The following is a 22,811-nucleotide window of genomic DNA, read 5'->3' on the forward strand; positions in this document are numbered from 1 at the left end:
ATTAAAAATGGCTACCCTTATATCGTAAATATAAGGTAGCCATAAACATTTTTTTTTTCACTGTCTACTTGACAGGGTGCAGTTCATAACGGATTAACTCCTTTTTATATTTAAAGCCTTCCAAATAACCAATTAAACAAATAATGCTTGATATATATATAAAATAATAATGCTGATTAAAATCGTTAAGTTACTCACCATACCAACAAGCGGCAACGTCTTATACTTAAATTGAATTGAATAAGGTATAATAGCAACACCTACTGGTAATAACCAAGCAACTTGTAGTGTTGTTTTAATCATATCATTATCAACAGGTAAAAAGAAATAAACCAACAATCCTGCGATGACACCTAATCCATAATGTAAACCTAGATATTTCAAAGCGATAGGTAAGAAACGCTTATCGATACTAAAGTTAAGCATTAAGCCCAATAAGATCATTGATAAAGGCATGTTAGCGCCTGATAACACTGAGAAAAATTTAATGACAGGTTCTGGAAAATGAATATTAAGCATATTCAAAATAAACATGATGATATATGTCATTAAAGGAACCGATTTTAGTAAATTTTTGCCTAAATACTTAAAGTCAAAGTTATCACCCGCACTGCTAAAATAACTTCCAACAAAGTATGTAACACCAAACATAATCACAGCGCCACCAATATCTGCCATTCCGAAATATATCATTCCTGTTTTAGGCCAAATCGCTTCTACAAGTGGGTAAGCAAATAAACCAATATTTAGCGAAGCAGTCATCATTCCAACTGTGCCACGTATATGATTATCATATTTTAAGAAAAACCAAATTACGATGATCTTAGCGATAACACCATACAATATCATCAATATCGGTAGTACTGATAGCGACAAATCTAAACTTGCACCATTTAAATTAACAATCACTAAAGAAGGTAATGTTACGTTTAAAACGAGTGTTGAAAAAACTTGACTATCATTAGCTTTAAAATAATTGATACGTTTGAGTGTATAACCTAGTGCAATTAGTAAAATAATAATGATAAATTGTTGGGTCACATTAATCCTTCTTTCATCCAATCATCTGTTTTCATTCTATTTTCATACTTTAACATAAGTAGCAACCATTTTAGAAGCTTTCGAATTCATGTTATAATTTAATTTATATACAAAACGCTTACATTAGACAAAAAGGTGGTATTGGAATGGATTTAAATGACAAATTAGCAGAACTGAAACATGATTACGTTAGATTACAAGGCGACCTTGAAAAAAGAGAATCCGTCAATCAATCTGTGGACCCTTTAGTTAAACAACTTGAAAAGATAGAACAAGAAATGTCAGAAGTGCGTTCAGAAATTAGACAAAAAGAAAATAAATAACATCCTAGTAAATCAATAATTTACATGCTAAGATTAAGGGCGAACATAGAAAGGATGTAATAAATGCAACTGTATCTTATATTTTTGCCAGTGTTATATTTAATCGTAAGTTACATAAGTATATTTAAAATGAACACCATTATAACGCGTATTTTACGTATTATTATGTCTTTACTTTTATTATTCGTAGTAGCTATTACTACTTTATCATTCCCTGCAATAAATTGGTGGGTCTTTATTGTACTACTGCTTATCATAGGTAATGTAGAAATTACAGCATTCAAAAATAGCAAAAATGATCAAAAAGCCGTTCAAATTTTAAATATAATGAGCGTTATTTTATTTGTAATTTATGTTATTTTGACTTTAGTTTTATATTAAAAAACCATTATTTTAAAGATAATATAACGTAACATATATATAATCAGCCCCGAAAAGATTTCTAATTATAAGAAACTTATCGGGGCTGATTTTGTATATTTCTTCGTAATGCTTTACGTGCTTACCTCGAACAGGACATGGTCTTGTACTTTCCAAAAAATTATCTTTGATACCACACAATAATCATTACTCAATCACCTTAGAATGAAACTCACATCATTTATATTTCCAAACGCCTAATTATATATAAGTGTGGACATGCGAAATCTTTAAAAGTAGTAATCTCGCATGTCCGCATTATATTTTATTCTATTTTTGTTTTTTCAAGATTTTTGCCTTTAAGGTAAATAATATTTCATATATTACTGGTACAACTATTAAAGTTAGTAAGGTTGAAGAAATCAATCCCCCTACCACAGTTGCTGCCATACCTTTTGAAATAATGATAGAACTATCTTCACCAAATAGCATAGGCATCAACGCTCCAATAGTTGCTAATGCTGTCATGAGAATTGGTCTGATACGCGTTCCGCCTGCTTCTAACAATGCTGCTTGCATTTCCATACCTTGTTGTTGTTTATTTATCACTCTGTCAATTAATACTATTGCATTGGTTACAACAATACCAATTAACATAAGCATACCGATCATGCTCGGTACAGATATTGTCTCACCAGTTACTACTAAAGCAACTACAACGCCTATAACTGTATATGGTAATGAGAATAATATAGTGAAAGGTGCCAATGCGCCTTTAAATGTTAACACAAGTACTAAATAAACTATTATAATTGCTGCTAACATCGCCATAGATAATTGCGTTACTGCGTTACCTATATCTTCATTTGCGCCTCCCATGTTGACGTCTACGTTATTAGGTTTATCTATTTTATTTAATTTTGATAACACTTTCTGTGAAGTTCCACCCACATCATCATTTGTAACTTTGCCGGAAACTTTTGAGGTATAGTCTCCTGCTTTAGTTTCTATTTTATTTGGCGTAGTTGTTTTTTCTAATGTTGCGATGTCACTTAATTCAATCGCTTGACCAGTAGCTGTTTGTATTTCAGTGTTTTCAAGTTTTTCTTCTGTCCAATCCGTTTCTTTATCTTCTTTAATTTTCACATCTATCGATTTACCATTTTCCTTTACGGTTGTGACACTCTGCTCAGGTGTATTCTGATTTAATGTCATAGCTAATTGAGATGCAGACAAGCCATAACCAGAAGCTTTATTTTGATCGACTTTGATATTATATTGTTCGTATGTTTGAGATAAATCAGATTTAACGTTAGCTATTCCATGAATATTTTTCATTTCTTTTTCGATTTTATTCACAGTTCCTTTTATTGCATCAAGAGATGGTCCAGTAATAGTGACTGCTAATTCATTATTTGTCCCACCTGTGCCCATATCTTGATTTGCCCAATCTCCAGGATGCTGATATTTGTTGATATGTTTTAATACCTTATCAGGCTCTTCATCAAAATTAGGTGTATTACTATCATATTCAACCATGATAGCCATACTATTCGAACTACCTGTAGGGTCTGTTGGTGTTGATCCACCAACGGAATACTGAACTGTTTTAACTTTATCTTTATTGTTCAAATACTTTTGTACTTGTTCAGCATGTGCTAATACCCCTTTTTCTGTTTCACCAGGCTCGGGTGTATAAGTTAATGCCATAAATTTATCTTCCCCAGTTGAGATAAAACTAGTGCCTAATTTTGCTGCACCTAAACCAATACTAGCAATTAAAATAACTGTACTTAAAATCATTACAATCCATTTGTGCGCTAATGACCAGCGCAATATACGTTTATATCCTCTACCTACCATACCTAATGTTTCTTCTTTACGTTGTTTAACACCTTTTTTGAAAAAAGTAGCACTTAAAGAAGGCACGATGGTAATCGAAACAAGTAAAGAAGCTAGTAAACTAAATGCAATCGCTAATGCAAATGGTCTAAACATCTCACCGACTGATCCATTGACAAATGCCAATGGTAAAAAGACTATAATGGTAACGATTGTCGACGACATTATTGGTTTAAATACTTCACTCGTCGCACTAATAATGAGCTTATTGCCACTTAATGGTTCTTTTTTATCTGATAAACGTCTATAAATATTTTCAACTACAACAATTGAATCATCAATAACTCTACCTATTGCAACTGTTAGTGCACCAAGTGTTAATATATTTAATGATACATCTGTTAATTTCAATGCAACCATTGCAATTAATATAGACATCGGTATTGAAACGACTGAAATTGCAGTTGTTCTAATATTTCTTAAGAATAATAATATAACAATTATGGCAACAATCGTACCGAGTGCTGCTTTTTCAATCATTGTATATAGCGAGTCTTCTATTGGTTTCGCAGTATCCATAACTTTTGTAGATTTTATATCTTTATTATCTTTGATAAATTCATCAATTTCTTTTTTCGTGTCTTTAGCTACTTTAACAGTGTTGGCATCTTGTGCTTTTGTCACTTGTACATTGACTGCATCTTTGCCATTTGTTTTAGAAATTGATTGTCGTTCATCACCTACTGAGATGTTTGCAATGTCTTTGAGTTTAACAGAAGGCATGCTATTTTCTCCGTCTTGAGCAACTGAGCTAGGCATTGCTGTTGCCATGTTACCGTCTTGTGATGAACTTTGCGCACTAGCACCCTGATTTGCACTTCCATCGTTGCTACCTTGAGCACTCATGCTTGAAGCTGATAATGGAATTTCAAGGTTTTTCAATGCATTTACTGAAGTGAATTGGCCATCAATTACCACTGATTTTTCAGTTTTACCAAACTGGAATAACCCTAATGGGGTTTCACTAGTTGCACTCTTTAAGAATTGTTCCACACTATCGACAGTTAATCCTCTATCTTGCAATTTTTCTTGATCAAATTTAATTGAAACTTCTCTCGATGTCTGTCCATTCAATTGTGCATTTTGTACGCCATTGATTGTTTGAAGTTTAGGTAGTAACTGATTATTAACTTTTTTGGTTGTATCTTTTAAATTATTATCATTTGTAGTAAAAGAATAAGCCACAATTGGAAAAGCATTCATTGAATTCCTTGTTAATTCTGGTTCTTCAACGCCTTCTTCAAACTTAATTTTATCAAGTTCTTTCTTTAAATCATTTTCAGCTTTATCCATGTCTGTGCCATTTTCATATTCAACAGAAACCATAGAAGCATTTTGAATAGATTGTGCATTAACATTTTTAACACTTGCCATTGACCTTATTTGGTCATCAATTTTATCACTAATGTCATCCTTTACCGTTTCTGGTGTAGCACCAGGCATGGTTGTTTGTACAGTAATCACTGGAGGTTCAACATCAGGCAATAATTCAAGTTTCATTTTCGCACTTGAATAAACACCACCTAAAATGACCAGCAATACCATAAGAAAGATTGCAAATTTATTTCCCAACGAAAACTGCAATAGTTTTTTAATCATATCTTTTCTCCTCTCAAATATCATTTTAATTCAATATTGCATTTATTTTCTTTATGTATAGTCATATCTATGTATTTTCTAAACTCATAAAAAATGCACGTTATAAAGTTTAAATTGCATATTAAAACTTTATAACGTGTCTACTTTTTACAAAATTACAAACAAAACTATTTACGTTTTAATTTACGTGAAAGTTTAATTTTAGTCTTAGTCAACTTCGGCTTAACATTTTCAATAACTTGATATAATGGTTTATTTAACACGTAATCAAATTCACCTATTTTTTCACTTAAATACGTTCCCCATACTTTCTTAAATGCCCATAATCCATAATGGTCTGATTCCTTGTCTGGATCATTATCTGTACCACCAAAATCATATGTTTTTGCGCCATGCTCGCGAGCGTATTGCATCATAGCAAATTGCATGTGATGATTTGGCAAGAAGTCTCGGTAGTCATTAGATGATGCACCATAAAGATAGTAGGATTTATTCCCAGCAAACATGAGCAATGCACCTGATAAATATAATCCTTCTGGGTGCTTAGCTTCTAACGCTTCCATTTCATTAATGAGTTCTTGTGTTTTTTTCATTTTATTGTCAGCATCGTTTATTTTATTTAATGTCTTTTTATCTTGTTTTTTTTCAGCTAGCTTTTCTTTTTCCGCTTCTAATTGTGCTAAGTCTTGACGTAAATCTTTAAGGACTGGTTTAGGTTCCAATTTCACTAAAAATAATTCCGCATCTCCATCTGGATGTAAAGCATCGTATATGTTTTGGAAATAGCTAATATCTCTTGTTAAAAAGCCATCTCTTTCGCCAGTGATTTTCATTAACTTTGCAAATGTTTTCAAACCTTCTCTATCAGAACGTTCTACTTTAGTACCACGCTTTAATGCTAACCTTACTTTTGAACGATTACGTCTTTCAAAACTTTGAATTAACGCATCATCGTTTTTATCAATCGGTGTTATCATTGTCATTCTTGGTTGAATATAATCTTTCGAAAGTCCTTCTTTAAAACCTTTGTGTTTAAACCCTAATGCTCTTAAATTTGATAGTGCATCAGCACCTTTATCTACTTCAACATCAGGATCAATTTTAATTGTATAAGCTTTTTCTTCTTTTGCAATTTGAATTGCGTATTCTAGCAATGTTTCTAATGCTAATTTATTACTATAATCCGTTACAAAACCTCTTGAAATATAGCATAGCGTATAAGGTAATTTAGGAACCTTTTTAAATAATAACTGCGCCACACCTAAAATTTTACCATCTTCACCTACTGCGATACGCTTTGAGTACCAGCCAGTCAATTTCTTTGTTTCTGCCCACTTTGTTAATTGTAATAAGTCACCTTGAGGGTGCGCTTTAACAAAGGCATCGTGCGCTTGGTTCGTTATATTCATCTTTTCCATAAAACTGATATCTCCTTTTACCATTACATACTTTGTTATTATACATTGCTTCACACATTCTTTCACATCATTTCCCATTATTTGATATAATAATATACGAAATGAGGTGTTCTTGTGCGTATCATTATCTTGTCATTACTTTTTTTAATAAATTTAATTTTTGTAATCCAAACATTTAATACAACTTTTAATGTTTCATACCTAAGTTTAAGAATTATTCTCGCTGTTTTTACATTTGTAGTAACGGGTTATTTACTACTTTTATCTAATAACAATAAATGGGGAACTTACTTAACTATTTTAACACTAATAATTTCTTTGATACACATCATTGTTATTGCACATAGTATGTATGTTTACATTTATTAATCTGCTTCAACTTTGTACTTAAGCCCTCTAATGATTAATGTATATGGTGAAGTTGTATTATCATCTTTCAAAGTGACTGCTTTATAACCCGAATATTCACCATCATATATATGATATACAATATCATCGTTTTTCAATTTTAATGTCGTGCATGTTTCTGTGTTGTTAACGATCTCCATTCCAAACCACTGTTGCCATTTCTCAACCGTATGTGCTCTTTCTGTACTATTAATTTCAATACTTTTTATGCTAAAAGCATTTTGGCGTAATGGGTTTAACTTTTCTTCTCTTGCTTCAATATCTTCATTCCATTGAATAAAAAATGGCGGCTTCACCCTATAATCAGGATCAGCTATATATAACAAGCGCCATGTAGTCTTTTCTCCTTTTGTGTTTTCTCTTTGCATTTCAACAGGGCCTATGACATCTATATTTTGTGATTCCAGCGTTTCTTTTAATTTGGTAATATCTTGCGTTTGAAATGCGATTGTTTTTAATCCTTCTTTATAATGATCTTGAACAATTTTCGAAGGAAATGACACTCGACCTTCTTCACTTTTTACAATTTTTTGCAATTTCTCTGGTTTATAAATATCTAATAATTCAATGTAAGCATTATTTAAGTAGGCTAAACGATTGTATGTGCCTAATTTCTCATGTTTACCACCTTGATATAGTGTAAATAAATGACCTGGGAATTTGAAATTATCTAATTGTTGTACATAATGAACGATATGATCTAACTTTAAATCTTGCATACCTTTATCCCCCTATTTTTCCTTTACATTTATTTTAACAAATTGTATACACGTTTACTTCTGATAACCCATTATAATGATTTAAATTGAGATTATAAATTTATTTTTATTCAGAGAATAAAGCGCATCATTTAATAAATAGGTATTGATTTCCCTGTCCAAATGGACTAAAATATAACTTGTTCAAAATTAAGTTAGCTTTGCTAACCATTTTCGGAGGTATGCTTTCATGCAAAATAAATTTGTATTTGATAACATCATCGCAATTTATAGACCGTATACAAAAATGTTCCAACCTATCTTTGAATCATTTGAGCTATATCCTGCACAGTGGCTCGTTTTAAAAGATATTTCCTACAATGCACCGACCACTCTAGTACAAATTTCAAAGCGACGTTCTATTGAGAAGCCTACCACAAGAAAAATACTAAAAGTACTTTCTGAAAAATCTCTATTAACTGTTGAAACAGGTACAGATAAACGAGAAAAATGGCTTTCACTTTCTCCAAAAGGAGAAAACCTTTATAAAAATATCAGTTCACGTGTAGATAAAGTGCAAGACGAAATTATTAAAAATACAGGTTTATCTGTTTCAGAACTTGAACACATTACAAAATCACTTCAACTTATTCACGAGCAAATTTTGGAAATGGAGGAATTTTAACATGAATCAAACAGCATCGATGAAGTCACCAATTTGGACAAAAAACTTTAATATCAATTTTATTACTAACTTTTTAGTTTACTTATGCATGTATTTGCTTATCGTCATCATAGCGAGTTATACAAAAACTGAATATCATGCGTCAGACAGTATGGCGGGACTCGTATCTGGATTATTTATTATTGGTTCTTTAATTGGACGATTTATCACTGGAAAGTACGTTAATAAAATAGGTCCTAAACGTATTTTAATCATCGGTTTAATCTTATTAATCATCACACAACTACTTTATTTTATAGAAGGTGCCTTGGCTGTTCTAATGTTCACGAGATTAGTTAACGGTATTGCTACTGGGGTTACTACGACAGCAACGGGGACAATTGCTGCTTATGCAACACCACAAGAGAGAAAAAGTGAAGGTATTAGCTTGTTTTCTTTAAGTTTAGTTATAGGCGCTGCAATCGGCCCATTTTTTGGCCTTTTACTTATTAATACATTCCCAATTCAATTGTTATTTTTACTTTGTTTAATGTGCGGTATCATCAGTTTTATCATTTCATTTTTCATTAAGTTAGATATCGATATAACTACTGATATACCGAAAACACAAACAACTGAAAGCAAAAAATTTAATATTAATAATTATATCGCCAAAGAGGCATTACCTGTGGCAATTATTATGCTCCTTGCAGGATTATCTTATTCGTCTATTCTGACATTTTTACAATTTTTCGCTCAAGAAATCAATTTAGTTACAATATCTAGTTATTTCTTTATTTTTTATGCTATTGCATCACTCATTACAAGACCAATTGCTGGTAGAATGATGGACCTCAAAAACGAAAACGTCATCGCTTATCCTGCTTTTGTCTTTTTAATCCTTACATTTTTAACATTAAGTATTACAAATAATATTTGGTTATTAATTCTTGCTGGATTACTCCTTGGCGCTGGTTACGGCAATATTTCATCTTGTATGCAAGCTATTGCAATCAAAGTATCTCCACCAGCTAAATACGGTATTGCTACCTCAACCTACTTTATCGGTTTAGACTTAGGGTTAGGCTTTGGACCTTATGTATTAGGCTTTGTAACATCTACAGTTTCATTCGCTCAATTATACGCTATTATGGGCGTATTGGTTTTAATTACTGGTATTATTTATTACTTCGTTCACGGTAGAAAAGTCAAACACATGAATACCTATTAATTTTTTCATAAAACAATAAGTTAAAGTTACTGTAAATTATTTGCTTTAGCTGTCAACAAAACTATTTTGTTGGCAGTTTTTTTGTACTCATTTTAAATACGAACCCTTTAGTATCTACTTTATATATTTAACTTTGAATACTAGTTATTTCAAAGTTATTACTGGGCTTGAATAATCGTATATTTAAAGTTTATTAAAAAAACCAAATGCTAGTATAGCACTTGGCTTATCTCTTATTTATCTCATTGTCGTTAATGGTCATCTAATTGCAACTTTAATAATTAAGCTACTTTTATGTTTTCAATTTCTTTTATAATATCATCTATTACTTTTAACTGTTCATCAGTATAATAATAGAACACTTGTCTTTCATCTGTTTCTGATCGAACTTTTGAGATCAATTCTTTTTTATAAATCTTTCTTATAATCACATCTATTTTACTAGTGTCCCATAACATTTCAAAATGTAAGGTATCTCTTAATTCTTTTCCACTAATTTTATTAGCTTCATAAACTTTAAACAACACTACAAATTCTTCGATAGATAGACGGTGAACTGACTTCAACCAATGTTTTAACTGACTTAAAGCCCTCTCAGATGTAATATAAAATGATGCTTTACTTTCCATAAATTTGGCCTCCTCATGATTTACTTTCATTGTTAGTATTGGCTTTATATAATGAATAAGCTTTTAAAATATTATATAACACTTTCTTCATTAAATATATTATTTTAAAAGAAACAGATAAATAAATTTTACTATTGTAAAGTTTTTATATAGCTACAATTGATTATGGTAATATTTTTCTATTGTTCATTATCTTTAATCGTTAAAAAAATACTTATGTATAATACATTTTCATATAAAAATATCTTTCTACATTTTTGAACTCATTTCACATAAGATATGAGTTCAAATTATAATAAAAAAGAGTAGAAGATAATTCAAATTGAATCTTTGAATTATTTCCTACTCATAATATTTTTTGAATAATCACAATAGTGATTATGATTATAAAATAATTAGTTATTTTAAATATTTAATAACTGATCGTCATACTTATGGTCAAAAGTTCAGTTTCCATAAATGCTAATAGCTAATAAATCAGCCACCAATATAGTTCATGTTGATTTTTTTACGTTGTCTATTGGCTACTGTTTGCGCTGTACGTTCATCTGAATATCTATCATCACGAATATTCCATAAAGCTTTAAACTGTTCAAACAATGCCTCATCTGACACACCAGATCGCATAAATGATTTCACATTAAACCCGTCCACGGTACTAAATAGACAACCATAAAACTTACCATCTGATGATAATCTCGCACGTGTACATGTAGAACAGAATGATTCAGACACACTTGTAATCAGACCAAACTTAGCACCATTATCTTTATGTCGATAATATTTTGCGACTTCACCAAAATATTTGGGTTCCACAGGTTCTATATCAAATGATGACTCTACCATTTTTAACATTTCATCTTTTGTTACAACCTTACTGAAATCCCAACCATTATCATTGCCGACGTCCATAAACTCAATAAAACGTATTTCAATATCTTTGTCTTTAAAATATTGAATCATAGGTAAAATTTGATCATCATTCACACCTTTTTGAACAACTACATTTACTTTTACATGAAAACCTATTGAGACTGCATAATCTATTTGTTGTAAAATCGTGGAAGCTTTAATATTTCGATTGTTTATAGCTTGGAACACTTTGTCATCAATCGCATCTAAACTCACATTAAGACGTCTTAAACCAGCATCATATAATTTTTGGCCGTGTTTTTTTAATAATAAACCATTAGTGGTTAAACCAATATCTTCTATACCATCAAGTTGGTTCAACTCATAAATTAATTTATATAAATTTCTTCTTAATAAAGGCTCTCCACCTGTAATACGTATTTTTTTGACTCCTAAACGTGTATAAACTTTAGCAATACGTACCATTTCATCAAAAGTGAGTAATTCATCTTTGGGTAGGAAAACAAAGTCATCGCCAAATATTTCTTTTGGCATACAATAGTCACAACGAAAATTGCAACGATCTGTAACTGACAACCTCAAATCTCGAATTGGACGTCCAAGTTTATCAGTTATTTGTTCTACCATTTGATCAGCCCCCTATCTATTCATAATGTCATGATGTAAATCTATTAAGTCTTGTTGATAGTTAATATTTTTGTACCAATAATCAGATGAACCAATTTCACGCACATCTAACCAATCACTTTTGACTTTTGAATAGACATTCTTAAGGCTGTAATCTCCTGATTCCAATGCTGATTCTATAAAAGATAAAGTATGCGGGCTGTAAAAAGCCATCGTTGGAATAGGCATTCCATCTTCTTGGAAACCGGCGATATCTAGTTGATCTTCTATTAAATGTTCCACCATAAATTGATACAATTTACTTATTGCTTTTTGTGTAATCATAGGTGTATCTACAGATATGACAAAGAAAAGCGTTTCGTCTGAATGTCGTCTCATTACTGAGTAAATACCAACCAGTGGACCTTTACCTTTGTTTTTAGCATGATCGATAACAATATTATTATGATCAAATTCATGTGCTAATGTTTCATTCGTACTAATAATTATTTCATTAAACATATTAGTAGCTTCTAAAACTTCAACGATACGTTTGTAAAACATTTGTGTGATAATCTTTGCAAACGCTTTTGGTTTACCAAATCTTTCTGATTGTCCTCCAGCTAATATAATTGCTTTCATATGTCTATTACCCTCCACTAACTGGTGGTATCAACGCTACAGTATCATTAGACGTTACGATATCATCACCTTTGACAAATTCTTCATTAACTGCAATTTGAAACTTTTTGTTATTAATATTAGGATAACGCTCAAACAAATCTGTTACAAATTCATCAACGGTAATATCATAACTTAAGTCAATGTCTTCTGAACTTTTACCCAAAACTTCTTTGATTTCCGCAAAGTATAATACTTTCATAACTTTTCCCCTCCAACTGCATCCTCATGGCTACCATGTTGGTGACCTTGCCATTCAGCACCATCTTCCCAAATCTCTTTTTTCCAAATGGGTACTAACTCTTTAATACGTTCAATAGCATATTCGTTAGCACGATAAGCATCTTTTCTATGTGGCGATGAAACACTTATCAATACTGCAATATCTGATATCGCTAGTGGCCCAATTCTATGCACAATAGCCGTTTTTGTCCCCGGCCACTTTTGTGAAATCTCATCACCTATTTGTGCCAACTTTTTTTCTGCCATAGGTATATAAGCTTCATACTCCAAATATTCTGTTTTGACTCCCTGTGTCCACTCACGTACATGACCTGTGAAAATAACAACGGCGCCTTGATGTTCATTGAGCACATACTGACGATATTGTTCTGTGGCTATTGGCTCGTTTACAACCTCAAATTGTTTCATTCAATCCATTCCTTTTTCATTAACGAAAGATAATAACCATTGTTCAAATTTTTGAAGTGCTAATGGTTGTTCAATATTAATATCGTACTGAATATTTGATAATTTATTTAGCTGTTGGTAATCGGCGTCATCACGATATATCAGCACTTTATCATAATTTGCTTCTTTGAATCCTTCTACTAAAATGATGTCACTGTCTATTGTAACAGATTTATCAATGATTTCATCCAGCCTTTGTTTTTCAATTCGTGTAACTGTTTGTTGTAGATGGTGCCCTTGAACAATACTTTGATCGGCACCAGCATTAAAATGTTTCATGTGGTCAACAGTATCCATTTGTAGTTCAATATCTGATAGATTTAAATCATGTTGCCCATGATGTTTAATCGTTGCTACGCAAAAACCATGCAATTTTAAAAATTTCACTGCATGTGTCATCAATGTCGTTTTCCCTGAATTTTTATAGCCTACAATTTGTAATATCATAGCGTAGTGTCCACTTCGTATGTTTGCGATTCAGTTAAAATGACATCAACTGTATGACCTTTTTGATATCCTCTTGTACCGCTTGGTAACACAATCATTGCATTGCTATGTGCAATAGCTACTACTGCACCAGACTTATTAAATCCTGATGGTACCACTGTCATCTCTTTACCATTAAAAGTCACTGTTGCTCGAATAAATCTTGTAAATGGATTGGGCTTTTTAAAGTCTACCATAAGTGTAGCTTGTACAATTTGTGGATATATAGCTTTAGCGCCCATCATGTGCTGTATTGCAGGTTTGACGTAGAGTTCAAAGCCAGTGAAACAAGCAGATGGATTACCTGATAATCCAAATAAATATTTATTATTAGCAACAGCTACTGTAGTTACACTACCGGGGCGCATGGCAATTTTGTTAAACAACACTTGCGCATTGACCGCTTCATAAATTTGAGGCAAATAATCAAAATCACCTACAGATACACCGCCAGTAGTGATTACAATATCATGCTCAGCCATAGCTTCACGCATCACCTGAATACTACTATTCAAATCATCTTGTTGAATTTTATAAGCGTTGACTTCTAAGTGATGCTTTTTTGCTAAAGCAGTTATCATAGGACCGTTTGAATTACGAATTTTTCCTGGTTTTAAATCATCTCCAACATCCAATAATTCACTTCCTGTAGCGATAACAGCCACGCTAGGTTTTTCAAAAACCGGAACTTCTGTATAACCATATGTTGCTAAAACAGCTATTGCCCCTGGATTAACACATTGACCTTTTTCTAATAAAACATCTCCAACCTTTGTTTCTTCACCTTTTATCGAAATATTCTCATTTGCGCTAAATGTTTTTCTTATTGTAAAATCTTGTTCACCTTCGACAGTTTGTTCAAGCATAACGATGGCATCAGCACCTTCAGGTATTTGTGCACCTGTCATAATTCTCACGGCTTCAAATGCTCCAACTGTTTTAGTTGAAACTGATCCTGCTCCAATGTGGTCAATAACTTTAAATTTAATGCGATTGTCACCGCTTGCACCTTTTGTATCAATACTTCTTAACGCAAAACCATCATATGGTGATTTATCAAACCTTGGTATCTCATGGGTCGCTACAATATCTTCAGCTAAAATGTAATTTAAGCTTTCCGCTAAGGGTAGAGTGGTTCTATCCATAAAAATTTCTTGGTTTATCACACGTTGAATTGCTTCACTCACTGGAATTGGGTTTCTTTTCTCTACAGGCATCGCAAATCTACTCCTTATAATTAATAATTTCATGATATACTAGAACACGATTAGGAGGGATACATTGACTGAATTTACGCATATTAACAAACAAGGGAATGCAAAAATGGTAGACGTTTCTGATAAAAACATAACAAAACGCTCAGCTACTGCGCATTCAAGTATAACGGTAAATCCAGAGATTTATGAACAAATCGTTGATCACACTAACCAAAAAGGAAATGTACTGAATACTGCTCAAATTGCTGGTATTATGGCTGCAAAAAATACTGCTGATATTATACCAATGTGTCATCCGTTACCTTTAACTGGTATAGATATCACATTTGATTGGCAAAAAAAAGCACAAGCATTCATTTTAAATATACAGGCAACCGTCTCTACAACTGGAAAAACTGGTGTGGAAATGGAAGCACTCACTGCCGCTTCAGCTGTAGCACTTACAGTTTATGATATGACAAAAGCGTTAGATAAAGGCATGGTCATTGGCGAAACTTACCTACTCTCAAAAACAGGCGGCAAATCCGGTGATTACAAAAGATAACTGTCGTAAATATTAATATGTAAGTGATAGAGTCCAACGAACATATAAACGTTGGGCTCTAATTATTTTGTAATCTCTTGAACTAAATGATTCAGTTCTGGTTTAATGAGCTTATTCAATGCTAATTTCACTGCGCCCGTAGAGCCAGGTATACTAAAAATCAATTTATCATTTACGGTACCTGCAATTGCTCGAGATAATAGCGCACGTGTCCCAACATCTTCTGCATAACTTAAATATCTAAATAATTCTCCAAATCCTTCGATTTCTTTAGTAATCAGACTAGATACAGCCTCTATCGTTACATCTCTTTGTGCTATACCAGTTCCACCTGTAGTGATAATGACATCAATATCCTCTGCTAACCAATGCTTTAATTGCTCAGTAATTACAGTTTGTTCATCTTTAACAATCTTATAATGTGATTCTGTAATCGTAACGTTTAATGTTGAAAGTAACTCTTTAACTAATTTACCACCTTTATCTGTTTCATAATCTCTTGTATCAGAAACTGTTAATACTGCACATTTAATATTTCTATCAAGTTTAACATTTGTATGCATATTGAACCTCCTTAGCCAAATAATTGGTTGATTAACGTCATCGCTTGTTGTGGGTTAGTCATACCATGAATCAATAATCTTCCGCCTTTAAAGCTAACTATTCTATGTGCTTTATATTTAAAATGTAACATGTAAGGGTTGCGTTGATATGGAATCTCTTGTCGTTGCAAAAATGTTTCCAACATTTCCTGGGAAATTTCAGGGTTTTCATATTGAACAGTATCCCTTCCACATAAAGTTGCAAATTGCCTTTGTGTTGTATTGAGATACGGATATGTTGGTTGTGTGCCACAAGTTTTACAAGCGCTATCTTGCAATTTTTTAAATCCAAATGTAAAATGTGTGCCTTCCCAAATATCACCATAAGTAACTTTAGGTGCAATTGTTGCGCCTGTTAATATTTTCAACGCATCTTTTAATTGTAAACTGGTCGTCATAGTGACTGCTGGCTGAATGACGCCTACTGTATCACAAGTCATATTAATAGCAGGTAGCTGTGGGATCAAACAGTTAAAACAAGGTGTTTGTTCAGGTATAAACGTCGCTTCCACATAAGTACTTTGTACAACACCACCATAAATCCATGGTATACCAGCTTTATACGCAAAATCATTTATCAATTGTCTCGTTTCAAAATTATCAGTTGCATCTAAAATAAGTTGTACATCTTGTGCGTTTGATTCTAAAAATAACCGATCGACATGTGCAATATGTATATGCAATCTCAAATTTTGACGTATAGCCATTAAATTGCGTTCTGCTGCAACTACTTTTGGTAATTTATCTGCTGCATCTATTTCTGTATACATCGTTTGGCGTTGTAAATTACTATATTCAATATAATCTCTATCTACAATTGTTAGTTCACCTACACCAGCTCTTACTAATCCTTCTGCTAGGTGTGTGCCTAAAGCTCCCATACCTATAATTAACACATGTGCATTCATAATTTTCTCTTGCCCAGATGTTCCTATATGTTTAAATAACATTTGTCTTGAAAAACGCTCTACACTCACTATGAACCCCCTCACTTTGCATCATTATTTTCATTATAAATCTTGACGGTCTATGTAACAACGGTTTAAATTCATTATGCGAAAATCCTATATGCCACTTTTATTCATATTAGCAATACAAAACTTAACAAAATAAAAGAGTAAGAACGAAATCAAATATAGATAGTGATTTCATATTCCTACTCTTTATCGCAAAACAGTTTCAAAAGAAATAATGATACATTTATGGTGATTACTAATACTTTGATTTTTGTCATTAAAGTCACTAATCATTATTTAAATTTGAATTTTCAATCCATCAAATGCAATGGTTGATTTTAAGCCATCTTCTGCTAATTGCTCTTCTAGTTGTTTAATTTGTGTCTTTGTTAAACTTTCAGTAGCTTCAATATGGGTAAAATATGTATGCTTAGCATTAATAGCTTTAGCAATAGTCACACATTCATCAAATGTCGCCTCTCCTAAAGCATTTAACATACCTTTTGGATGAATACGTTCATTAGTTATAGGATTAACTTCATTGCTACCAAAAGGTAAAATAGCAACATCAACTTTTTTCAACTTCTCCGTTGGTCGAAAGTCTTTAATTTCATCTGGAATAATAAGTATACGTTTGGTATTTATAGTTAAATAAAAACCAAACGCGAATTGTTCTGCTAATTGAATCCATTCTATCGTTGTACCATCAAAACTAATTTCTGCATCATTGTCAACAATTACCAGGTTAATTACACCTAATGATTCTAAATATTGAACATATTCCCAACGTGCAAAATATGCTTTAAAATCTTCCACTTCTTGAGTTGTAATATAAACCGTCGTCGTTTTGGACTTAGGTATTTTGTGAATAAAATCAAAATTGAGTGTTTCCCATATCCTAATCCCCATCGTGTGATCTGGATGCCAATGAGAGTAAATGCCATATTTTATATCACCAATTTTTGATTGTCTTAGTTGTTGAAATATATCTTCTGAAGTGTCGATGAGTAATTGTAAATCATGAATGAAGATACCAGGCCCTGTTCTTTTTTGTGCATCTTTATGCTGTGAAACTGATTGATAAAGTGTTGGTATACCTCCAGAAGTTCCTAAAAATTCGATAATCACTGCATCACCCCTACTTATTTATAAATGTGATTATATTTATTACTCAACTGCACATAAACTATAACTACATATCACCCTATATTAATAATTTCGTGTGCCAATATTTCAGCTTCATATTGCGAATGTGTAACAAAGATAATAGGTATATTCCATAATTTAAAAATTCGTTTTACTAACAAAATACTTTCTTCTTTCGTTGCATCATCTAAACTAGAAAACGGCTCATCTAGTAACATCAAGTCTGGTTTAGTACTTAAAGTTCTAGCTAATGCAACACGTTGAGATTCACCACCTGATAAACGTATTGGATATTTATCTTTTAAGTGAACAATATTTAGTTGATTCATTAAATTATCTATGTGCTGAGAGTACTGTGTCATAAAAGTGATATTTTGAAACACAGTCATATTTGGAAATAATTGATAATCTTGAAATAAATAACCTATATTGCGTTTTTGAATCTTCACATCAACATTTGAAGTAGTGTCTGTCAATATATGGTCGTTAATCTTTATAAACGCTTGATCTGGTTGTTGTAAACCAGCAAGCATATTTAAAATTGTTGTTTTCCCTATACCTGAAGGTCCTTTAATGGCATAGATTTTAGGTGTAGTGTCATCTATTTTCACATGTAATTGCGTATTATTTAAAAGATGATTCAAAGATATATTTAGCATTAACGAGCCTCCCGATAACCATCTTTATTCAATAAATTGATTGTACCAATTACAGTGACCGCAAATGCAACCAATACAATCACCCATAACCATGCTTGATTTTCTTTCCCTTGCTCTACTAAAAAGTATATTTCTAAAGGTAACGTGTTGGTTTTGTTGGGAATATAGCCTGCTACCATTAACGTAGCACCAAATTCTCCAATTGCCCGCGCAAAACTCATCATTACACCAGCAAGTATTGAACGCTTAGATAACGGTAAAACCAATTTAAAAAATATTTTACTTTCACTTGCGCCCATTGTTCTTGCTGTATTCAACATCTTAGGATCTATGCTCCGAAACCCTTGTACAGTATGCTGATACATTAACGGAAAGCTTACAATGATAGATGCAAATATGGCACCAGTTAAAGTAAATACAACTGGCAAATGTAAAAAATCGCTAAAAAACCTACCAATCACACTACGAGGTGAAAATATAATCAGTAAAATAAAACCCATCACTGTTGGAGGTAACACAATTGGTAACACAATGAAACTTTCCAAAAGTCTCGTTATAAAGCCACGACGCTTATACAACCATCTTGATATAAAAACACCTAATATCGTAACGATAATCGTGCTGATAACCGCGACCCTCAATGATATCCAAAATGGCGTGACATCTGGCATTTTTGCTACCTCCTATACTTTGAATTTATATTTTTTTAAAATTTCTTGTGCTTCATCTGTTTTTAAAAATTCAACCCATGCTATTGCTAACTTTTTATCTGAAATCGCCGCTGACTTATATGTGATAGGTTGTTTTAACTCAGCTGTTTGAATTTCTTTCACATTACTATCACCATTTTTTTGACTTTGATATAAATCTGTTTTATAAACATAACCTAATTGGGCATTGCCTTTTTCAACATAATTTAATACTTGTCGCACGTCTTTGGCAAAGACTAAATGTGGTTTAACATCCTCATACAATTGATGATCTTTTAAGTATTGCTCAGCATATTTACCTGCAGGCACAGATTTAGCCTCACCTATAGCTAATTTTTCACCTTGCTTTAAATCAGACACATTCTTATATGTACTATTAGATTCACCTATAAGTACTAAATCATTTTGTGCGTATTCATATTTATTTTGAGCTTGTTTGCCTAATGCATCAATATCTTTTGTATTTGCAGACATAAATACATCTACAGGTGCCCCCTTCTCAATTTGTTGTCTCAGGGCTCCTGATCCGCCATAATTAAATGTGATTTTTGCATTTTTATGTTTTTTATTAAATGCTTGTTCTAAATCTTTAGTGACATCTGTTAAACTTGCTGCTGCTGAAATATGTATTTCTTTCTTATTATCATCCTTATTGCTAGCATCTTTTTCACTATGATTATTTTCACTGTTAGAGTTGGAGCACCCAGTTATTAACATACAAATCATAATAGTAGCAATAATTAAAAAAAGCCAAGTTCTTTTCATTTAGTTGCCTCCTTTTTCATATAATTATATGCCTCTTTATTTCAAAAAAAAAGAGCATATACTAAAGTAAAAACGACTTTGTATAGCTCAATTTTCAAAATATTTATTGTAACGAGGTAATAAACGTCTTAAATGCATTTTGACCTTGTGGTGTATTTTTAAATACACCTGCATCCTCTAGTACGCGTTTGAATTTAAAACCAAGTTCTTTTTCAATAATTTCTTCTACGTTCTTTTCATTAATATCATATCGTTGCGCCATATCTTCTGCCCATGATTGATGTATACCTAATGTTTGTTGTTGATCACCTAATAAAAATGCCTTAACCTGTTGTAATTCTTGTTTTAATCTACCAGGCAAAATAGCAGTACCCATGACTTCTATTAATCCAATGTTTTCTTTCTTAATATGTTGGACATCTTTATGAGGGTGAAAGACACCATCTGGATATTGTTCTGATGTTTGATTATCTCTTAAAACAATATCAAGTTCATATTGTTGTTCCCTATAACGGGCAATAGGCGTTACAGTGTGATGACGCTCGCCATTTTTACTGTATGCGCTTACATCTACAGTTTCATCTGAATAATTATTCCATGCTTTTCTAATAAATTCTGCCGCCGCTACTAAGTCGTTTTTATCTTCACTTTTCAAACGAATGACACTCATAGGCCAATACAATGTCGAAGCCGCTACTGTTGGGAATTGTTTTAAACTAAAGTTGTGCAATTCCTTAGCGTTGTCCATCGGAAATGTGTGTCTACCCGATTGATAATGATTGTGTGTCAAAATTGAACCACCAACGAGTGGTATATCTGCATTCGAACCAATGAAGTAATGTGGAAATTTATCTACAAAATCTAACAGTTGTACAAATGTTTGCTTATCTATGTTCATAGGCACATGCGATTGAGATAAAACGATACTATGTTCTTTAAAATAGGCATATGGAGAATATTGAAAACCCCATTGTTCTTGTCCTAAGTTCAATCTGATAATACGATGATTTGTTCTCGCAGCTTGTATTACAGAGCCTTTAAACCCTTCATTTTCCATGCATAGTGCGCATTTAGGATAATCTGTTGCAGGCGCTTCTTTCGCTTTGGCAATTTGTTTAGCATCTTTTTCTGGCTTGGATAGATTGATTGTTATTTCCATATCACCATATTCACTTGCTGTGTTGAAATTTATATTATGCGCAATTGCATCTTCTTTCACATAATGATTGCGTTTGGTTATGTTATAAAAATAGTCTGTCGCTTTCTTCGGACTCTGTTGATATAATTCATAAAACTTATGATTCAGTACAGATGGACGTGGTGTGATTAAATCTAATATTTGTGCTTCAATGATCTCTTTGCTATATAATGCCTCATCTATACATTTGTTATTAATTGCTTCTTGAATCCAGTATTGTGTTATCTCAAGTGCAGTTGTCTCTGAATTAAATTTGGAAGTTGTTGTATCATCTATACCTGAAGCATTTAAAATACTCAGTAACCTATTTTGAATATAAATGGCGTCTTCCGCTTCATAATCCCCATGTACAATAGCGTGAGATACAAATAATTGGACAGCGTAGTTATTTAATAACATGCATTATACCTCCTGATATCCGTTAGGATGCTTTTCATGCCATTGCCAAGCAGAACCAATAATATCATGTATATCATCATGTTTAGGTTTCCATCCTAATATTTGCTGTGCTTTATTACTTGATGCAATTAATTTGCTAGGGTCTCCGGCTCTTCTTTCACCTACAACTGCATTTATTGTTTTACCTGTAACTTTTCTTGCTGCTTCTAAAATTTCAAACACAGAATATCCTTGACTGCTACCTAAATTAAATGCACCTGATTCTCCACCATTTTTCAAATGTTGAAACGCTAAGATATGTGCATCAATTAAATCGACGACATGTAAATAATCTCGTATGCAAGAGCCATCTTCCGTATCATAATCATCGCCAAAAACAGTTAATTCATCTCTTTGTCCTAAAGCTACTTGTAATACAATTGGTATTAAATGCGTCTCAGGTCTGTGGTCTTCTCCAATTGTGCCATCCTCTTTTGCTCCTGCAACATTAAAGTAGCGTAGTGCAGTATAATTCACACCATAAGCTTCATGACTCCAATGCATCATTTTTTCCATCATTAATTTACTCTCACCATAAGGACTTGTTGGCGTTTTAGAATCATCCTCTGTAATTGGCACAGAATCTGGTTCACCATATACTGCTGCAGTTGATGAGAAAACAATATGCGCTACCTCATGATCATACATAACTTCTAACAATACTTGTAAACCATTAACATTATTATTGAAATAGGATAGTGGTTTTTCAACAGATTCACCAACTAATGAGTATGCACAAAAATGAAATACGCCTTCAATATTTTCGTTATTAAATACGTTTTCTAAAAATGCCTTATCACGAATATCACCTTCGTAAAACTTTGCATTATTGTTTACTGCTGCTTTATGTCCAGTGCCTAAATTATCTACAACAACAACATCATAGCCTCTATGAATTAATTGATCTACTGCATGACTTCCAATATAACCTGCGCCACCTAATACTAGTACACCCATGAAAAAACCC

The 22,811-nt window shown here is 32.5% G+C and carries 24 protein-coding genes; 5 read left to right on the forward strand and 19 right to left on the reverse strand.

Features of this window, described 5'->3' with window-relative positions:
- Positions 1-132: 132 nt before the first annotated feature.
- The gene (locus tag CD032_RS01265) at positions 133-1,041 is read right to left on the reverse strand and encodes an AEC family transporter (protein ID WP_019468076.1); all 909 of its coding nucleotides are present in this window, start codon (positions 1,039-1,041) and stop codon (positions 133-135) included.
- 146 nt (positions 1,042-1,187) lie between these two features.
- Between CD032_RS01265 and CD032_RS12985 the strand changes: the two genes are divergently transcribed.
- Positions 1,188-1,364 (forward strand): SE1832 family protein, encoded by a 177-nt coding sequence (locus tag CD032_RS12985; RefSeq protein ID WP_019468077.1) that lies wholly within the window; start codon positions 1,188-1,190, stop codon positions 1,362-1,364.
- A gap of 63 nt (positions 1,365-1,427) precedes the next feature.
- Positions 1,428-1,745 (forward strand): membrane stabilizing protein MspA, encoded by a 318-nt coding sequence (mspA, locus tag CD032_RS01270; RefSeq protein WP_019468078.1) that lies wholly within the window; start codon positions 1,428-1,430, stop codon positions 1,743-1,745.
- Between the two features lie 309 nt (positions 1,746-2,054).
- Here the strand turns inward: mspA and CD032_RS01275 are convergent, their stop codons facing one another.
- The 3 genes from CD032_RS01275 to CD032_RS01290 all read right to left on the reverse strand — a co-directional run bounded on the left by CD032_RS01275 (position 2,055) and on the right by CD032_RS01290 (position 7,770).
- Positions 2,055-5,225: an efflux RND transporter permease subunit gene (locus tag CD032_RS01275; protein WP_019468079.1), complete on the reverse strand. Its 3,171-nt coding sequence runs from the start codon at positions 5,223-5,225 to the stop codon at positions 2,055-2,057.
- A 167-nt stretch (positions 5,226-5,392) separates the two neighbouring features.
- Positions 5,393-6,643, reverse strand: a complete 1,251-nt coding sequence (locus CD032_RS01280) for a lipid II:glycine glycyltransferase FemX (RefSeq protein ID WP_019468080.1) — start codon at positions 6,641-6,643, stop codon at positions 5,393-5,395.
- A 365-nt stretch (positions 6,644-7,008) separates the two neighbouring features.
- Positions 7,009-7,770: a VOC family protein gene (locus CD032_RS01290; protein WP_019468081.1), complete on the reverse strand. Its 762-nt coding sequence runs from the start codon at positions 7,768-7,770 to the stop codon at positions 7,009-7,011.
- Positions 7,771-7,999: 229 nt separating this feature from the next.
- Between CD032_RS01290 and CD032_RS01295 the strand changes: the two genes are divergently transcribed.
- Both CD032_RS01295 and CD032_RS01300 read left to right on the forward strand, forming a co-directional pair.
- The gene (locus CD032_RS01295; RefSeq protein WP_019468082.1) at positions 8,000-8,434 is read left to right on the forward strand and encodes a MarR family winged helix-turn-helix transcriptional regulator; all 435 of its coding nucleotides are present in this window, start codon (positions 8,000-8,002) and stop codon (positions 8,432-8,434) included.
- A 1-nt stretch (position 8,435) separates the two neighbouring features.
- Positions 8,436-9,644, forward strand: coding sequence for an MFS transporter (locus CD032_RS01300; RefSeq protein ID WP_103211121.1), 1,209 nt, complete (start codon positions 8,436-8,438; stop codon positions 9,642-9,644).
- 281 nt (positions 9,645-9,925) lie between these two features.
- Here the strand turns inward: CD032_RS01300 and CD032_RS01305 are convergent, their stop codons facing one another.
- From CD032_RS01305 to CD032_RS01335, 7 genes are all read right to left on the reverse strand, one after another.
- Complete coding sequence (locus tag CD032_RS01305) at positions 9,926-10,273, reverse strand: transcriptional regulator, SarA/Rot family (protein WP_019468084.1); 348 nt, start codon at positions 10,271-10,273, stop codon at positions 9,926-9,928.
- A 477-nt stretch (positions 10,274-10,750) separates the two neighbouring features.
- A complete protein-coding gene (moaA, locus tag CD032_RS01310) occupies positions 10,751-11,773 on the reverse strand; it encodes a GTP 3',8-cyclase MoaA (RefSeq protein WP_103211122.1) in 1,023 nt (340 codons plus the stop codon).
- Between the two features lie 12 nt (positions 11,774-11,785).
- Entirely contained in the window at positions 11,786-12,394 is a 609-nt protein-coding gene (gene mobA / locus CD032_RS01315; RefSeq protein ID WP_064264224.1) for a molybdenum cofactor guanylyltransferase MobA, read from the reverse strand.
- Positions 12,395-12,401: 7 nt separating this feature from the next.
- The gene (moaD, locus tag CD032_RS01320; RefSeq protein ID WP_019468087.1) at positions 12,402-12,635 is read right to left on the reverse strand and encodes a molybdopterin converting factor subunit 1; all 234 of its coding nucleotides are present in this window, start codon (positions 12,633-12,635) and stop codon (positions 12,402-12,404) included.
- Complete coding sequence (locus CD032_RS01325) at positions 12,632-13,084, reverse strand: molybdenum cofactor biosynthesis protein MoaE (protein ID WP_019468088.1); 453 nt, start codon at positions 13,082-13,084, stop codon at positions 12,632-12,634. Before CD032_RS01325 ends, moaD begins: the two co-directional genes overlap by 4 nt.
- The gene (gene mobB / locus CD032_RS01330) at positions 13,085-13,570 is read right to left on the reverse strand and encodes a molybdopterin-guanine dinucleotide biosynthesis protein B (protein WP_040029984.1); all 486 of its coding nucleotides are present in this window, start codon (positions 13,568-13,570) and stop codon (positions 13,085-13,087) included.
- Positions 13,567-14,826, reverse strand: coding sequence for a molybdopterin molybdotransferase MoeA (locus CD032_RS01335; protein ID WP_019468090.1), 1,260 nt, complete (start codon positions 14,824-14,826; stop codon positions 13,567-13,569). Before CD032_RS01335 ends, mobB begins: the two co-directional genes overlap by 4 nt.
- Before the next feature lie 64 nt (positions 14,827-14,890).
- On the opposite strand from CD032_RS01335, the gene moaC reads away from it, so the two are divergent.
- A complete protein-coding gene (gene moaC, locus CD032_RS01340) occupies positions 14,891-15,370 on the forward strand; it encodes a cyclic pyranopterin monophosphate synthase MoaC (protein WP_019468091.1) in 480 nt (159 codons plus the stop codon).
- Positions 15,371-15,432: 62 nt separating this feature from the next.
- Here the strand turns inward: moaC and CD032_RS01345 are convergent, their stop codons facing one another.
- The 8 genes from CD032_RS01345 to galE form a co-directional block, all read right to left on the reverse strand.
- Positions 15,433-15,933, reverse strand: coding sequence for a MogA/MoaB family molybdenum cofactor biosynthesis protein (locus tag CD032_RS01345; RefSeq protein ID WP_019468092.1), 501 nt, complete (start codon positions 15,931-15,933; stop codon positions 15,433-15,435).
- A gap of 11 nt (positions 15,934-15,944) precedes the next feature.
- Positions 15,945-16,949: a ThiF family adenylyltransferase gene (locus CD032_RS01350; RefSeq protein WP_019468093.1), complete on the reverse strand. Its 1,005-nt coding sequence runs from the start codon at positions 16,947-16,949 to the stop codon at positions 15,945-15,947.
- A gap of 276 nt (positions 16,950-17,225) precedes the next feature.
- Entirely contained in the window at positions 17,226-18,056 is an 831-nt protein-coding gene (locus CD032_RS01355) for an MBL fold metallo-hydrolase (RefSeq protein WP_040029986.1), read from the reverse strand.
- Positions 18,057-18,127: 71 nt separating this feature from the next.
- Entirely contained in the window at positions 18,128-18,733 is a 606-nt protein-coding gene (locus tag CD032_RS01360) for an ATP-binding cassette domain-containing protein (protein ID WP_019468095.1), read from the reverse strand.
- Entirely contained in the window at positions 18,733-19,404 is a 672-nt protein-coding gene (modB, locus tag CD032_RS01365) for a molybdate ABC transporter permease subunit (RefSeq protein WP_019468096.1), read from the reverse strand. The genes CD032_RS01360 and modB overlap by 1 nt, the downstream gene beginning before the upstream one ends.
- 12 nt (positions 19,405-19,416) lie before the next feature.
- Positions 19,417-20,208 carry a molybdate ABC transporter substrate-binding protein gene (modA, locus tag CD032_RS01370; RefSeq protein ID WP_019468097.1) on the reverse strand — a complete coding sequence of 264 codons (792 nt, stop codon included), beginning with the start codon at positions 20,206-20,208 and terminating at the stop codon, positions 19,417-19,419.
- Between the two features lie 103 nt (positions 20,209-20,311).
- A complete protein-coding gene (gene galT / locus CD032_RS01375; protein ID WP_103211123.1) occupies positions 20,312-21,805 on the reverse strand; it encodes a UDP-glucose--hexose-1-phosphate uridylyltransferase in 1,494 nt (497 codons plus the stop codon).
- A gap of 3 nt (positions 21,806-21,808) precedes the next feature.
- On the reverse strand, positions 21,809-22,801 hold the full coding sequence (gene galE, locus CD032_RS01380; protein ID WP_103211124.1) for a UDP-glucose 4-epimerase GalE: 993 nt from the start codon (positions 22,799-22,801) through the stop codon (positions 21,809-21,811).
- Positions 22,802-22,811: the final 10 nt, after the last annotated feature.

Source organism: Staphylococcus cohnii subsp. cohnii, from assembly GCF_002902365.1.
Lineage (GTDB): Bacteria > Bacillota > Bacilli > Staphylococcales > Staphylococcaceae > Staphylococcus > Staphylococcus cohnii.

Excerpts from the sequence above, each read along its gene's own strand:
- CD032_RS12985 (WP_019468077.1), top strand. The coding sequence starts at position 1,188 with ATGGATTTAAATGACAAATTAGCAGAACTGAAACATGATTACGTTAGA.
- mspA (WP_019468078.1), top strand. The coding sequence starts at position 1,428 with ATGCAACTGTATCTTATATTTTTGCCAGTGTTATATTTAATCGTAAGT.
- CD032_RS01275 (WP_019468079.1), bottom strand. The coding sequence starts at position 5,225 with ATGATTAAAAAACTATTGCAGTTTTCGTTGGGAAATAAATTTGCAATC.
- CD032_RS01280 (WP_019468080.1), bottom strand. The coding sequence starts at position 6,643 with ATGGAAAAGATGAATATAACGAACCAAGCGCACGATGCCTTTGTTAAA.
- CD032_RS01290 (WP_019468081.1), bottom strand. The coding sequence starts at position 7,770 with ATGCAAGATTTAAAGTTAGATCATATCGTTCATTATGTACAACAATTA.
- CD032_RS01295 (WP_019468082.1), top strand. The coding sequence starts at position 8,000 with ATGCAAAATAAATTTGTATTTGATAACATCATCGCAATTTATAGACCG.
- CD032_RS01300 (WP_103211121.1), top strand. The coding sequence starts at position 8,436 with ATGAATCAAACAGCATCGATGAAGTCACCAATTTGGACAAAAAACTTT.
- CD032_RS01305 (WP_019468084.1), bottom strand. The coding sequence starts at position 10,273 with ATGGAAAGTAAAGCATCATTTTATATTACATCTGAGAGGGCTTTAAGT.
- moaA (WP_103211122.1), bottom strand. The coding sequence starts at position 11,773 with ATGGTAGAACAAATAACTGATAAACTTGGACGTCCAATTCGAGATTTG.
- mobA (WP_064264224.1), bottom strand. The coding sequence starts at position 12,394 with ATGAAAGCAATTATATTAGCTGGAGGACAATCAGAAAGATTTGGTAAA.
- moaD (WP_019468087.1), bottom strand. The coding sequence starts at position 12,635 with ATGAAAGTATTATACTTTGCGGAAATCAAAGAAGTTTTGGGTAAAAGT.
- CD032_RS01325 (WP_019468088.1), bottom strand. The coding sequence starts at position 13,084 with ATGAAACAATTTGAGGTTGTAAACGAGCCAATAGCCACAGAACAATAT.
- mobB (WP_040029984.1), bottom strand. The coding sequence starts at position 13,570 with ATGATATTACAAATTGTAGGCTATAAAAATTCAGGGAAAACGACATTG.
- CD032_RS01335 (WP_019468090.1), bottom strand. The coding sequence starts at position 14,826 with ATGCCTGTAGAGAAAAGAAACCCAATTCCAGTGAGTGAAGCAATTCAA.
- CD032_RS01345 (WP_019468092.1), bottom strand. The coding sequence starts at position 15,933 with ATGCATACAAATGTTAAACTTGATAGAAATATTAAATGTGCAGTATTA.
- CD032_RS01360 (WP_019468095.1), bottom strand. The coding sequence starts at position 18,733 with ATGCTAAATATATCTTTGAATCATCTTTTAAATAATACGCAATTACAT.
- modB (WP_019468096.1), bottom strand. The coding sequence starts at position 19,404 with ATGCCAGATGTCACGCCATTTTGGATATCATTGAGGGTCGCGGTTATC.
- modA (WP_019468097.1), bottom strand. The coding sequence starts at position 20,208 with ATGAAAAGAACTTGGCTTTTTTTAATTATTGCTACTATTATGATTTGT.
- galT (WP_103211123.1), bottom strand. The coding sequence starts at position 21,805 with ATGTTATTAAATAACTACGCTGTCCAATTATTTGTATCTCACGCTATT.
- galE (WP_103211124.1), bottom strand. The coding sequence starts at position 22,801 with ATGGGTGTACTAGTATTAGGTGGCGCAGGTTATATTGGAAGTCATGCA.